The 12833-nt window shown below is 53.0% G+C and carries 11 protein-coding genes; 9 read left to right on the top strand and 2 right to left on the bottom strand.

Annotated features, from left to right (window positions below):
• The coding region (locus tag ACTHYN_RS09085) for a TolC family outer membrane protein (protein ID WP_441812131.1) at positions 1-1099 on the top strand (1099 nt) is incomplete at its 5' end.
• 42 nt (positions 1100-1141) lie between these two features.
• Here the strand turns inward: ACTHYN_RS09085 and waaA are convergent.
• Positions 1142-2395: a lipid IV(A) 3-deoxy-D-manno-octulosonic acid transferase gene (gene waaA, locus ACTHYN_RS09080; protein WP_441812130.1), complete on the bottom strand. Its 1254-nt coding sequence runs from the start codon at positions 2393-2395 to the stop codon at positions 1142-1144.
• 133 nt (positions 2396-2528) lie between these two features.
• Here waaA and lpxL point away from each other — a divergent pair, with 133 nt between their 5' ends.
• Genes lpxL through ACTHYN_RS09060 form a run of 4 tightly spaced genes read left to right on the top strand, consistent with a single transcriptional unit; the run spans position 2529 to position 6568 of the window.
• Positions 2529-3476 (top strand): LpxL/LpxP family Kdo(2)-lipid IV(A) lauroyl/palmitoleoyl acyltransferase, encoded by a 948-nt coding sequence (lpxL, locus tag ACTHYN_RS09075; RefSeq protein ID WP_441812129.1) that lies wholly within the window; start codon positions 2529-2531, stop codon positions 3474-3476.
• Position 3477: 1 nt separating this feature from the next.
• Complete coding sequence (locus tag ACTHYN_RS09070) at positions 3478-4437, top strand: mitochondrial fission ELM1 family protein (protein WP_441812128.1); 960 nt, start codon at positions 3478-3480, stop codon at positions 4435-4437.
• On the top strand, positions 4434-5561 hold the full coding sequence (locus ACTHYN_RS09065; RefSeq protein ID WP_441812127.1) for a glycosyltransferase family 4 protein: 1128 nt from the start codon (positions 4434-4436) through the stop codon (positions 5559-5561). The genes ACTHYN_RS09070 and ACTHYN_RS09065 overlap by 4 nt, the downstream gene beginning before the upstream one ends.
• On the top strand, positions 5558-6568 hold the full coding sequence (locus ACTHYN_RS09060; protein ID WP_441812126.1) for a glycosyltransferase: 1011 nt from the start codon (positions 5558-5560) through the stop codon (positions 6566-6568). Before ACTHYN_RS09065 ends, ACTHYN_RS09060 begins: the two co-directional genes overlap by 4 nt.
• On the opposite strand, the gene ACTHYN_RS09055 is transcribed toward ACTHYN_RS09060, so the two are convergent.
• On the bottom strand, positions 6556-7353 hold the full coding sequence (locus ACTHYN_RS09055; protein WP_441812125.1) for a glycosyltransferase family 2 protein: 798 nt from the start codon (positions 7351-7353) through the stop codon (positions 6556-6558). The genes ACTHYN_RS09060 and ACTHYN_RS09055 overlap by 13 nt on opposite strands.
• Before the next feature lie 133 nt (positions 7354-7486).
• On the opposite strand from ACTHYN_RS09055, the gene ACTHYN_RS09050 reads away from it, so the two are divergent.
• The 4 genes from ACTHYN_RS09050 to ACTHYN_RS09035 all read left to right on the top strand — a co-directional run bounded on the left by ACTHYN_RS09050 (position 7487) and on the right by ACTHYN_RS09035 (position 12819).
• On the top strand, positions 7487-8902 hold the full coding sequence (locus ACTHYN_RS09050) for a mannose-1-phosphate guanylyltransferase/mannose-6-phosphate isomerase (RefSeq protein ID WP_441812124.1): 1416 nt from the start codon (positions 7487-7489) through the stop codon (positions 8900-8902).
• The gene (locus ACTHYN_RS09045) at positions 8899-9804 is read left to right on the top strand and encodes a lysophospholipid acyltransferase family protein (RefSeq protein WP_441812123.1); all 906 of its coding nucleotides are present in this window, start codon (positions 8899-8901) and stop codon (positions 9802-9804) included. The genes ACTHYN_RS09050 and ACTHYN_RS09045 overlap by 4 nt, the downstream gene beginning before the upstream one ends.
• Before the next feature lie 77 nt (positions 9805-9881).
• Entirely contained in the window at positions 9882-11885 is a 2004-nt protein-coding gene (locus tag ACTHYN_RS09040) for an O-antigen ligase family protein (RefSeq protein ID WP_441812122.1), read from the top strand.
• A 4-nt stretch (positions 11886-11889) separates the two neighbouring features.
• Positions 11890-12819 carry a polysaccharide pyruvyl transferase family protein gene (locus tag ACTHYN_RS09035; protein ID WP_441812121.1) on the top strand — a complete coding sequence of 310 codons (930 nt, stop codon included), beginning with the start codon at positions 11890-11892 and terminating at the stop codon, positions 12817-12819.
• The last annotated feature ends 14 nt before the right edge of the window (positions 12820-12833 follow it).

Genomic DNA, 12833 nt, shown 5'->3' with positions numbered 1-12833 from the left:
GTTTCAGTATGACGCCAGCCAATTCCAAACCGACTCTGCCCGCGCCCAATACAATTTGGCCCAACAGCAACTGATTCTTGATGTGGCTACGGCTTACTTCAACGTGTTGCGAGCTCAAGATACGGTAACCACCGCCAAGGCCAGCGAGGCGGCGATTCAGCGCCAGTATGAGCAGGCCCAGGAGCGCTTTGATGTCGGCCTGATCGCCATTACGGAAGTATACGAAGCTCGCGCCAGCTACGACGACAGCAGAAGCTTACGAATTGCGGCCGAGAACCAAGCGAACATTGCCCGGGAACAGTTGTCACGCCTAACGGGTGAGTACTCCGAAGACCTGGAAAATCTGCGACAGAACTTCCCTCTGGGCCGGCCCGACCCCATGGACCCGGCGTCTTGGGAAATGACAGCATTGGAGCAAAACTGGTCTATTCAGTCTGCAATGTATGATCTGAATGCCAGCGAAGCCGGACTGAAGCAAGCTAAGGCTGGCCATTATCCAACTTTGGATCTGAGCGCTTCTTACGGTAAATCTGATATTCACGGAATGGAACAAAATGGCCCGGGCGTATCGCCTCTCAGCCAGCGTGACGGCGAAACCACCCAGGGTGTTATCGCACTGAACCTCAAGGTGCCTCTGTATTCAGGCGGCGGCACTCAAGCCGGTGTGCGCCAGCAACGCTCCCTGGTGACCGTGGCTGAGCAGTCACTGAACACGGTGCGCCGTGATGTGCGGGTAAATACTCGCAGTTTGTTCCTGACGGTCAACAACAATATTGAAACAGCTTCTGCTCTGGAGCGTACGATTATTTCACGCCGCAGTGCGCTGGATGCCACACGCGCCGGTTATGATGTAGGTACACGGAACATTGTTGAGGTGCTGGATGCCGAGCGGGCTTATTATGTTGCGCTGAGGGACTACGCCAACGCCCGGTACGACTACGTGAACAATACACTTCAATTGAAGCAGGCGGCTGGCACACTCAGCCCCAAAGATCTGATCGAGCTGAACAATTGGCTTAGTGCCAGCGCACCAGGCATTGAAGCTCTGGCCAATGATGAAGAAACTCTGGACGACCCTGCCCAAGACCCTGCCTTATAGGGTGCTTGGAAACGCAGTAAACCGCGGGTTTAGAATGTGCACCTAAACCCGTTCAATAATTCCATCAACTACCCTGTCCAGTGCGCCCCGGTTTTTGTTGACCACCGACAACGCCCTTTGACCACTAGCGCCACGCTCAACGTCATCATCAAACAGTGTTGAAAGGTGCTGGTGCAATTCATCAACCCCCTCAACGATAACCACACCACGATCATCACGAAGACGCTGGTAAATGGTTTCAAAGTTGAACACGTTGGGGCCGGAGATAACCGGAATACCCCAGCCTGCGGGTTCCAGCGGGTTGTGGCCACCCCGCTCGATCAGTGACCCGCCAACAAACGCGACATCACTTGCACCATAAAGCATCATCAGCTCGCCCATGGTATCGCCAAGATATACCTCTGCGCTGCCCAATTCTTCGCCTCTGGACCGGCGTGCCAGGGTAAATCCCTGTTTGGTGATTTTGTCGGCCACGGAGTCAAAGCGCTCGGGATGGCGCGGGACAATGATCAGCAACGCATTCGGGTGTTTCCCCAGCAGCTGCCGATGCGCCGCCAGCAGCTGGGCATCCTCCCCCTCATGGGTACTGCCAGCCACCCATACCGGGCGATCTGACAAAGACGCCTTAAGCCGCAGCGATGCCTCGCGCACAGAATCGGGAATATCTACATCAAACTTAACGCTGCCTGTAACGGCCACCTTGGGTGCTGCCACCCCAATGCGGCGAAAGCGCTCTGCGTCTTTCTCCGCTTGCGCAGCCACCCAACTGATACTGCGCATGATAGGTGCTGCCAGGCTTTTAATGCGCTCATAACCTCGGGCAGAGCGCTCAGAGAGCCGCGCATTGATAAGAAAAACGGGAACCCGGCGAGACCGGCTCTGGCGTATCATGTTCGGCCATATTTCCGTTTCCATGATAACCAGGATTCCGGGGTTGGCCCGATTCAGAAAGCGGCGTATTGAGCCAGGCGTATCGTAAGGCGCGTACGCATACTGAATCTGATCGCCAAACATTTTCATGGCCTGGGCCAGACCTGTGTCGGTCATGGCCGTCATTAAAATAGTGATGTCAGGATTGCGGGCACGCAGGCGCCGCACCATGGGCGCCGCTGCAATGGTTTCGCCAACAGACACCGCATGTACCCATACCACTGTGCCGCTGGTGCGCGGCACAAAGCCTAACCGTTGCTGCCAGTTAACGCGCAACTCGGGCGCCTGCCGACCCTGCCACCATAACCGCAAAAGGATAAACGGCAACGCCAACCGTATAAGTTGTGAATAGATAAATTGAAGCACGCAAGACTCCCAACAAACCAGTGCGGTATCATATAGCAAACCCTAATCATTTGCTTACGACTCACTCTGCCGGGCAACATAGCCAGACGGGACACTAGCCAGCAACCCAATGAGTTAGCAGGATACATTTCAAGTGAAAAAGAAATACCGCAAGCAGCCACGCAACACAGACTTCTCCGCATATCGCCACCCCCGTTGGTGGCCTACCTGGGCCGGAGTTGCTGTTATGTGGTGGACGGCCCAGTTGCCCATCCGTTTTCAGTGGTGGCTAGGCAAACAGGTGGGCCTGCTGGCCTGGCATTTTGCGGGTCGACGCCGACATATTGCCGACGTTAACATTCGGTTGTGTTTTCCCGAGCTCACAACAACCCAGCAGACGGCACTGGTTCGCAACAGCTTCATTGCTAATGGAATTGGCCTGATGGAGCTGGGCATAGCCTGGTTTCGGAACCCGGCAAAGCTCACAAACATAACCGGGGTTCATGGCAAAGAGCATCTTGATAACGCTCTGGCCGAGGGCAAAGGCGTACTCCTGCTTGGCGGGCATTACAGCACTCTGGACCTTGGGGGCAGCCTGATTACCGAATACATTGAAGCCGATGTAATGCAGCGGGATCACAATAACCCACTGATGAATGCCGTAATGACCCGGGCCCGGGAACGTCGGTATGAAACCGTTCTTGGCGCACGGGATATCAGGGGCATGTTCCGAAGCCTGAAAAAAAACCGCACGGTTTGGTACGCCACCGATCAGGATTACGGTCGAAAAGACATTGTGTTTGCCCCCTTCTTTGGCATTCCGGCGGGCACCATCACGGCAACATCCCGATTCGCCGCCCGCAGTCACTGCAAGGTTGTGCCTTTCAGCCACTTCCGGCGCGAAGGCAAACCAGGCTACGACATTTACTTTCATCCGCCTCTTGATCCGTTCCCAAGTGGTGACGACCTGCAGGATGCCACCGCCATCAACCAGATTATTGAGAGAGAAGTCCGCCGCGCCCCCGACCAATACCTGTGGATGCACCGGCGCTTTAAAACGCGGCCGGACATAGACGATCCAGACCTTTATGGTGGCGAATAGTATGTCCCGGGCACCTGTAATATGGCTGCTTACAGACAACAAGCCCGGGCACCGGAACCAGCTGAAGGGCCTGGGTAACCGATTGCGGGTAAAGGTGGGCGCCAGCCTGCATTGGATCAATGCGGAAAAGGTAGCCGCCCCTTTGTGGCGCGCACTGCTGGCGATACCCCCGACTATGGACAAAGCTCTCCCGCATCCGGACCTGATCATTGCTGCCGGCACTGGCACCCACAAACTTCTGCTTTCTTTGCGGCGACTTAAAAAAACCGGAACACTGGTTATCATGAAACCCGGGTTTCCACGTAACTGGGTCGACGGAGCCATTATTCCCGCCCATGACGGGGTTTCAGAAAACCCAACTACATTGATAACAGAGGGTGTTATAAATACTGTCACCCCGCTTGCCAGAATGACAGATAAACCGGAAGCATTGTTATTGCTTGGCGGACCCTCGCCCCATTTTGACTGGGACGATGACGTTATTTTGGGGCAGGTTACCCACCTGATCGGCGAGTACACTCAATGGCGCTGGACGATCAGCGGCTCAAGGCGCACTCCGGAGGCGCTCAAGGCACGGCTTAATGAACTTGCAGGCCCCAAAATCACCGTTGCGGACCCGGACAGCACCCACGAAGACTGGCTAAGCCAACAGGTTGCAGCATCCCGGGCCATTTGGGTTACGCCAGACAGTATGTCTATGGTATGCGAAGCGGCAACATCCGGCTTACCAACCGGCCTGCTTCAATTGCCACCGCACACAGGCAGCCGCGTTGCTGCCGGTGTGCAGCAGCTGGTTGAAGCCGGCCACGTGGCTCGCTGGAGTGATCATGCGACGGTAATGGGTGGCAAAACAGGCCAGGAAACACCCCTTTGGGAGGCTGACAGGGCTGCCCGTTGGATCATCCAGCACTGGCTTACACCAGCGGACCCGCGCAAAGAACAAGCAAGGAGTAACACTTGAGAATTCTGCAGGCACTGCCGGCCCTCTACAGTGGCGGTGTAGAAAGGGGAACCGTTGAGTTCGCGTCAGACCTTGCAAGGCACGGCCATGAGTCGTTTGTGGTCTCCAGCGGCGGCCCCTTGGTTAAGCGGCTGGAGGAGCAAGGCTCCACTCATATCCAGATGCCGATTCACCGTAAATCGCCCGCATCGTTCGGGCAGATCCGCCCCATGCGCAATCTGATTCGCGAATTACAACCGGACATTATCCACGTGCGCTCGCGCATGCCTGCCTGGATTGTGCGTTTGGCATGGAAAGGGCTACCAACGCAGCAGCGGCCCGCCATTGTGTCTACGTTCCACGGCATGTACTCGGTGAACCCCTACAGCGCCATCATGGCCAAATCTGACCATGTGATTGCGGTGTCAAACTGCGTGCGTGATTATGTTCTTGAACACTTTCAGGTTCCGGACCAAAACCTGACCGTGATACAGCGTGGCGTGGATGTGGATTATTTTCAGCCCAGGGAGCTGAGCCATACATGGAAAGAACGCTTTTTTATGCAGTACCCGCACCTCGAAAACAAGCGCATTCTGATGATGCCGGGGCGCATTTCCCGATGGAAAGGCCAGCTGGAGTTTCTTGAGGCAATGGTAGAGATCACCCGCAAAGAGCCAGACTGTCATGGCATTATTGTGGGGGGCGCGGAGCCGGGCAAAGACCGCTTCCTGGACGAGCTTCAACAGAAGCGCTCAACACTCGGCCTTGCAGATAAAGTGACCTTCCTTGGGCAGCGCGACGACATGGCAGAGCTGTATCTCTTTGCGGATCTGGTGTGCCACATGTCCACAAAACCGGAACCCTTCGGTCGCACGGTCACCGAAGCACTGTCATCTGGTACGCCCGTTGCGGCGTTTAACCGGGGTGGCGCCGCTGAGACCTTGCAGGCCTGCTTTCGGGACGGGCTGGTAACGCCTGATGATACTGGAGCGTTTGCCCGGGTTGCACTTGATTTGCTAAGCGACGATGCACCAAACATAAGCATTCCACACCGGTTTCGGCTGCAGGCGCAAACCGAGTCGTCGCTGGAGGTTTATGCGAGCGTGTTGAAGCATAAGATGGCTGCGGCCGGTCGCAAGCCATGAACATTCTGTTGCTGATGATTTCCAAGGGTGAAGGCACTGGCGGAATGGAGAAACACTGCCAGGAACTTGCAAATGGCCTGAGCGCAAGGGGACACGACGTTACCTGCGCTACATCCACCCATCACCAATCGCAACTCAATGAGACGGTGAAAACCGTCACACTGAACCCCAGGGCCTCACGACTTTCCCCGGGCCTGCTAAAGGCGGTAATGAAAACCATCAAGAGCGGTAATTTCGATATCGTACATGCCCAGGGAAGCAAAGCTGCAGCTGTGATACAACTGCTCGCCCCATTGCTGCGCCGCGTGAAAACCGTTGCGACAATTCATGGTTTCAAATCCACTTACCCCAAAGCCAAGGCTTTTTGCCGGATTATAGCCGTCAGTAAAAAGCTCGCCGCTGATATCGGCCATAACAATGTCAGTGTTGTGTACAACGGCATCATACCTCCGCCAGCGCCCAACTTGTCCGGCCCCTTACCGGATCACGCTAACCACCCGGTGTGGTTAGCAGTCGGCCGCCTTGTCCCGGCAAAAGGCTTTGATTTTCTGATCGATGCATTCCAGTACGTAAACGGCACTTTGCTTATTGCAGGCTCTGGCCCGAACCATAAAAGCCTGGAGCAGCAAATACGAACAACCTCCCAACACGACAAAATCACTCTTTTAGGCCACCGGGATGATATTCCGGCACTGATGGCTTTAGCTGATGGGGTTGTTATTTCTTCTCGCAGGGAGGGATTTTCTTACGTGTTTGCCGAGGCCTTGCTGGCCGGGAAGCCCGTGGTTGCGACTGATGTTCCTGTTGCAAATGAGTTTCTCGATTCACGATTTATTCATCACGAATTCGCCCCAAAAAAATTTGCCAACCTTCTGATGACCGATATGGAAGAACTTCACCGGGAACAATCAGGTAGTCGCAAAAAGGCCCGTGGCTCGCTTTCGATGGCCAACATGATTGAGTGCACTATCTGCGTTTACTCAGAGTGCCTGAATCATTCAGCCTGACGCTGCCTTTCGATTTCTGCCAACAGTTGCATTTCTTTCGCTTTCGCCAATCGCATGAAATTGCGGTTGGCCCCTGTAATAGCAACGCTAAGACCAAACCAACCATTCAGAATCTGTCGGTGCACAAGGTAATACTTAAGAAACTTCAGGGGAAACTCGACAAATAGGCGACCACCGGATATTTTTCTTCTGCTGGCTACAATAAAATGCGCCTGTTCCGAGGAAAGCTGGCAGTACTTTTGCTCCATTTGCTCAAGGGAGATCAACGTTCGATGCAGAACGTCTCCTTTAATATCCAACACCCTACCCTCACGTACTTGGGGCCGATCGTTGTTGCTATGTTTTTCGGGGATAATCTCAGCTTTTCGACGATCATATAACCTTAGGATTTTTTTTGTCTTATCATGCCGAAAAGGATGCCTCGGGTCAGGCTGCGAGAGTACCCAGCGCATTCTGAACCCTGCGACGCCCTCTGAAAGAGGCTTCACGAAGAGCGCTTTAATATTTTCCACAAGTTCGTCTGAGAGCACCTCGTCGGCATCCAGATCCAGCACCCAGTCATTTCGGCAAAGACTTGCTGCGTATGCTTTCTGGCATGCGAAGCCCTGCCAATCGTTATATACAAACCGTGCGCCTATAGATTCAGCAATTTCTCGGGTTTTGTCCACACTGCCTGAGTCCACAACAATAATCTCATCAACCCAGCCAACTACCTTTGCCAAAGACTCAGGCAAGCGGAGTTCTTCGTTTTGTGTAATGTAATAAACGGATAGCGGTAGTTTCATTGCAGCTCCCAGTATTAAAACAATCGACTCTGGCCAAAGCCAATCCAATATTGCGATGCCAGTATGGTAAAGTAGTTCGTCTCAGCTGGGTGCTTTTCACTAGCTTTCACAAACTCGAACTCGGAGTAAACACATGATTCATCCCGTTATTATGGCTGGCGGCACCGGCTCTCGGCTCTGGCCACTGTCGCGACAATTAAACCCGAAGCAATTTCTTAAGCTGACGGACAGCCCGCTTTCGATGCTGCAATCAACGGTTGCCCGGCTTGACGGTATGAGCGCCCAAGAACCTCTGCTCATCTGCAACGAAGAGCATCGCTTCCTGGCAGCAGAACAAATGCGGCAATCAGGCCATGAAGATAGCCGCATTATTCTTGAACCCTGTGGTCGCAACACCGCACCTGCCATTGCACTGGCGGCGCTTCAGTTGTGTGAGAGCGCTGAGGGCACCGACCCATTAATGCTGGTTCTTGCCGCCGACCACTTGATCCAGGACGTGCAAGCCTTCCAAAAGGGCGTCGAAAAAGCCATTCCCCTGGCCCAAAAGGGCAAGTTGGTCACCTTTGGCATTGTGCCGCACCAGCCCGAAACCGGGTACGGCTATATTCACCGCGGTGATGAGCTTTCTGCCGACAGCTATTCAGTTGACCGCTTTGTGGAAAAGCCTGACCTGGAAACCGCCAAAACCTATATTGCCTCCGGAGAGTATCTCTGGAACAGCGGTATGTTTTTATTCAGCGCCAAACAGTATCTGGTTGAACTGGAACAGCATCGCCCTGACATTCTCTCCGCCTGTCGCGGGGCGATGACAAATATCAGCGAAGACCTGCATTTTATTCGGGTGAACTCTGATCTGTTCGCCACCTGTCCGTCCGAATCCGTCGATTACGCGGTTATGGAAAAAACCGACCATGCAGCGGTTGTCGCACTGGACGCAGGATGGAGCGACATTGGCTCCTGGTCGGCACTTTGGGATGTTAGTGAAAAAGATCAGGACGGCAACAACCTCAGAGGCGATGTCATTGCGCAGCAAACCCATAATACGCTTGTTCGTGCAGACAGCCGGCTGGTGGCGACCATTGGCGTCGATAACCTGGTAGTCATCGAAACCAAAGATGCCATCCTTGTGGCCCACAAAGACAGCGTACAAGATGTGAAGTCGGTGGTTGAAAAAATTCGCAGCGACGGGCGGCACGAACATATGAATCACCGCGAGGTTTATCGGCCCTGGGGCATCTACGACTCTATAGATAACGGCGCCCGATACCAGGTCAAACGCATTACGGTAAAGCCCGGAGCCAAATTATCCGTCCAAATGCACCACCACCGTGCCGAGCACTGGGTAATTGTCAGCGGAACGGCAAGGGTGACTAATGGCGAAAAAACCTATCTGGTCACAGAAAACCAGTCTACATATATCCCCATAGGACAAGTGCACTCCTTGGAGAACCCTGGGGTGATTGACTTAGAGCTGATTGAAGTGCAATCGGGCTCCTATCTTGGTGAAGATGATATTGTCAGGTACGAAGATCGGTACGGTAGAAAATGAGTAAGCTGAAATACTTTTTCGTCGCAGGCCTTCTGCGTATCGCCGGCTTGCTCTCCCTTGCAAACGCGCAAAGAATTGGCAAGTTCGTGGGCTTACTTATGTGGAAATCACCAAACAAGCCTCGTGAAGTGACTGACATCAACCTCTCGATCTGCCTCCCGGAACTCCCTCCGGCGGCGCGCGCTGCGATGGCGAAAGAGTCGCTGATAAACACAGGGATGACGATGTTTGAAGTTCCTTTGATGTGGGAGTGGTCTGTTGAAAAGTGCCTTGGTCTGATTCGTGAAACAGAAGGGCTTGAGCTAATTGATGAGGCAATGGCTGACGGCAGCGGGCTGATCCTGCTCGCGCCGCACCTTGGAAACTGGGAGCTAGCGGGGCTGTTTTTCTCATCCCGCTACAAAATGGCCGCACTGTACAGCCCGCCAAACATGCCGGAATTCGAAGATTATATGATTCAGGTCCGAGGGAGGCTCGGCTCAGAGTTGGTGCGCGGCGACAGGCGCGGGCTTGTAAGATTGGCCTCAATTCTTCGGGAAGGTGGTGTTGCCGGCATCCTTCCAGATCAATCCCCTCGCGGCAAAGGCAATGCTTTTGCTCCGTTTTTTGGCATGGAAGTCAAAACCATGACTCTGGTATCAAAGCTCATGCAGCGCACCGGCGCCAAGGCTCTAATTACGTATGCCGAAAGGCTGGAGAACGCTAAAGGCTTTCGGATTGTAGTCCGCCAAACTGAACCAGGTCTAGACAGCAAAGATGCCGTAGCAGCAACCACTGCAATGAATCTGTCTATCGAGCGCTGTATCCGGAATATTCCCGGGCAGTACCAATGGGAGTATAAGCGCATGCGGCACAGGCCAGCGGGCGAAATTAATCCCTATAATCCAGACCGGGTATGTTAACGATTTAATATGCCGGAACACGATTCACGAACCACCTTAAACCGATACGTATCCTTATACCGCGCGGGCACTACAACATGACCAATTACATCAAAAAGCCAATCCACCTGCTTTTTGTACTCGGTGTTGCAGGCGCGCTTATATCGTCTAGTATCCTGGCAGGCGCAACCCTGCTACTTGCACTCACAGGCCTTGCGATCAGTTACCGAAAGTCCCTCTATCTAGCCGGATGGGATAAGCCTAAAGAGTTGCGTCTGCTACATTTCGCATTCTGGTTTTTCGTACTCGTGAGCTTTTACTCTTGGGCAGTTGAAGGCTTCAGTTACGAGGGTGGCAAAACCCTTGGCACTCACGCTCGTTTTATCCTGTTCTGGCCGCTGATTATCGCACTGAGTTATGTTCGTCTGGGCGCGAACACACTATTTGCCGGGACAGGGCTGATGGCTATATCAGTTATTGGCATGCTGGGCTCAGCACTTATCACAAATCCAGGCTCTTTGGGCGCACTACTTAGCAGCCGCTTCGGCGGTGGCATAAACCCAATCAGTTTCGGAAATATCGCGTTGCTAGGTAGTTTTTTGACCTTGGCAGGTGGGTTGTTTTTTTACCGCAGCAAACGACCCTCTCTCGCATTTCTTTTTATCACTATGGGCGTAATAGCTGCCGTCATTGCCATGTTATCGCAAACCCGGAGTAACCTTGTTGCTCTGCCATTTTTTTTACTACTTCTGGTTCCGCTACTCAGAAGAAAGTTACGCACCATCAGTCTGACCGTAATTCCTGTGGTACTGGCTACCGCAATTACTACTAACGAACGTATGTCCGCGTCGCTTGAGAAAATCCTGAGTAACGACGTTCAGGGGGCCGGCATCACGAGCCGCCTGGAAGTCTGGGGACAGGCTTGGCGCATGTTTGCAGACACTCCGTGGACAGGAGTGGGCCTCGGAGGTTATACGCGAGGAATAGAAGCATCCGTCGCATCCGGAGATGCCTCTGCAATGCTGCTCGATTGCTGCACCGGCCATGCCCACAATGATCTGCTTAACGCTGCTGCTTCTAGCGGAGTTCCAGGCATTCTAAGCTGGGCGCTCCTAATTTTCATACCTTTGGCTATTTTTTCACGACACCTGTTCAGCAGCCACATCGCAACGGCGCACCTGGCAGCGGCAGGTTCTATGGTCAGCATTGGCTACCTGCTCTTTGGGCTGACCGAAGCCACCTTCAACCGAACGCTGTTTTTAACATTCTACTTGCTATCCGTTGCAGGTATTGCGGCTGCACTGCTCAATGAGCTGAGCGCCTCTTACGTGCGGCAGCGGTCGAAAACAGTATCGGCAACGATCATCACCATGAATGAGGAAGACCACATCGCCGACTGTTTGAAATCGGCCAGACTGGTGGCCGACGAGGTGATCGTTCTGGATAGCGGAAGCACAGACAGGACCGTTGAGATTGCAAAGCAGTACGCGGATACAGTTGAAGTCACAGACTGGCCAGGCTTTGGCATACAAAAGCAGCGAGCACTGGAAAAAGCCACGGGCGACTGGGTACTGTCTCTAGATGCCGACGAGCGCATCACGGCAGAACTTGCCCGTGAAATCAACCATCGACTTGCAGAGCCGGATGCAGACGCTTATAAGCTTCCCTGGGCGGTCACCATCTATGGCAGCCGCCTGGATTTCGGTCGCAGCGGCCGGGCGCCGTTGAGACTATTCCGGAGGGAGGGCGTTCGATTTTCCGACGCTCTGGTTCATGAACGGATCCTGATCCCAGAGGGGCGAAAAACCCGAACGTTGCGTGGCCGCCTCACCCATTACACGCATCGGGACTTTGGCCACTCGCTGGAAAAGAGCGCCAAATATGCTTGGCTGGGATCGCTGGAAAAGTACCGGAAAGGTAAGAGAACCCGTACTATGGTCTACCCTACCCTCAGGGGCTTGATGACTTTTGTGCAGGTTTATTTTATCCGCTTCGGGTTTCTGGATGGGGCTATGGGGTATCTAACAGCGGTGACCTATGCGCAGGTCACATTCAATAAGTATGCAGGCTTATGGACTCTATCTAAAGTCTCTAAAGAGTAAAAACATGATCGTAGAGTACTGTCGCAATGACGATTTTAATTTTGGTGACGACCTCAATAACTGGTTTTGGCCCACGCTGCTTGAAGGCTGTCTGGATTCGTCGGACAACATTTATCTAGTAGGAATAGGAACCCTTCTTACCTCAAAGCGATTTGAGAAAACACTCTCCAAGGCAAAAAAAATTGTCATACTTTCTTCGGGCGCATGGGATAGAGACTGCCCGCTACTCGATGACAGGGCAGTGATCTATGGTGTGCGGGGCCCCAGAACAGCAAGAAGACTCGGCATTCCGGAAGAGTTTGTTGTGGGTGATGGCGCCTATCTTCTCAGGACCCTAAAGTTAGGCCCCTCAGAGAAAAACCTCAAAACAGCTTTCATACCTCATCATCGAAGTGAACAATACGTCGACTGGGAAACGATTTGTGATGCCGCAGGCCTCAAGTTCATATCAACACGCCAGCCTGTCGATACATTCATTTCAAAAATTCGTCGCTGCGAAAAAGTAATCTCTGAAGCCATGCATGGCGCTATTGCCGCTGACGCTTTCCGAATACCTTGGGTAGGAACACGGTTCGCACCTAACTTCAACGACGAAAAATGGCTAGATTGGAGTGAGGCGTTAGACATTAATCTCAAGCTTCATACTCTCCCTACCGTTTACCAAAAGCGGCCACCCTTCTACAGATCTTTTGAAAACTATATTAAAAGAAGCACTCCTAGCTTCGTTTCAAAAACTAAAAAATGGAAAGACTTACCCGTATCCTTTAGAGCAGCCTCTAGCACCGAAGTAAGCCGTTTAGTCTTAGCATTAAAATCCCTAGATACGGAAGCAAAAACAACACTGAGCTCAGACGCAAAAGTAGAAGAGATAACCAGAAAACTCTGTGAACAGGTAAAAAAACTGCGCATGGATTATAGCAATGGTAATATCTGAGACGACTGATTATG

This window comes from Marinobacter sp., from assembly GCF_052091845.1.
In the GTDB taxonomy this organism is placed as follows: Bacteria; Pseudomonadota; Gammaproteobacteria; order Pseudomonadales; family Oleiphilaceae; genus Marinobacter.
Note: the sequence above shows the minus strand (reverse complement) of the source record. Positions and strands in the feature narration are given on the sequence as shown.

Bases quoted from the DNA above. Each gene is read 5' to 3' on its own strand.
- ACTHYN_RS09070 (WP_441812128.1), top strand. From the start codon at position 3,478: ATGTCCCGGGCACCTGTAATATGGCTGCTTACAGACAACAAGCCCGGG.
- ACTHYN_RS09060 (WP_441812126.1), top strand. From the start codon at position 5,558: ATGAACATTCTGTTGCTGATGATTTCCAAGGGTGAAGGCACTGGCGGA.
- ACTHYN_RS09055 (WP_441812125.1), bottom strand. From the start codon at position 7,353: ATGAAACTACCGCTATCCGTTTATTACATTACACAAAACGAAGAACTC.
- ACTHYN_RS09050 (WP_441812124.1), top strand. From the start codon at position 7,487: ATGATTCATCCCGTTATTATGGCTGGCGGCACCGGCTCTCGGCTCTGG.
- ACTHYN_RS09045 (WP_441812123.1), top strand. From the start codon at position 8,899: ATGAGTAAGCTGAAATACTTTTTCGTCGCAGGCCTTCTGCGTATCGCC.
- ACTHYN_RS09040 (WP_441812122.1), top strand. From the start codon at position 9,882: ATGACCAATTACATCAAAAAGCCAATCCACCTGCTTTTTGTACTCGGT.
- ACTHYN_RS09035 (WP_441812121.1), top strand. From the start codon at position 11,890: ATGATCGTAGAGTACTGTCGCAATGACGATTTTAATTTTGGTGACGAC.